The organism is bacterium, from assembly GCA_026416715.1.
Taxonomy (GTDB): Bacteria; UBP4; UBA4092; order JAOAEQ01; family JAOAEQ01; genus JAOAEQ01.
In genome coordinates this window covers 1-528 of the sequence record JAOAEQ010000061.1, presented here as the reverse complement: position 1 = coordinate 528, position 528 = coordinate 1, and the positions used below count along the sequence as shown (strand labels likewise).

Sequence of the window (528 nt, the reverse complement as noted above, 5' to 3'; positions counted from 1 at the left end):
TCTTAAAATATTCTCTCATCTTGCTAATGTTGGTGATGCAAAGTCTCTTGCAATTCATCCTGCTACAACAACTCATTCTCAGCTTACAAAGGAGCAACTTCAAGAGTCAGGCTTATCTGAGTCTTTGATAAGACTTTCAATAGGTATTGAAAGTATTGATGATATTTTATGGGACTTAGATCAAGCACTTAATAACTTATAGTTTACTTACTGATTTATAGCTTTTATTTCCCGTATAAGATATGGGCGATACTGGAATCGAACCAGTGACCTCTTGCTTGTCGAGCAAGCACTCTAACCAAACTGAGCTAATCGCCCATCTTTAAATAAAAACTCTTGACAAAATTCTATTTTTAAATTTATTATTTTCTAAGCTAGACTCCAAAATAAAACAAAAGTTTTATTTTGCTTTTATTTACTTGACTTTAATTTTTTTTGTCTGCAAATTTAAGACAAAATTCTATAAAGGAGACTTTTATGAGTAAAGATTATGTGGGAATAGTTGGGTATGGACTATACATACCTAGC

General features: G+C 31.8%; 1 protein-coding gene and 1 tRNA gene. One reads left to right on the top strand and one right to left on the bottom strand.

Annotation, left to right across the window (positions count from 1 at the left end):
• Positions 1-202, top strand: a 202-nt coding sequence (locus N3A72_12480; protein MCX7920391.1) for a PLP-dependent transferase, incomplete at its 5' end; no start/stop codon positions are given.
• Positions 203-243: 41 nt separating this feature from the next.
• Here N3A72_12480 and N3A72_12475 read toward each other — a convergent pair.
• Positions 244-318 (bottom strand) — tRNA-Val (locus N3A72_12475).
• Positions 319-528: the final 210 nt, after the last annotated feature.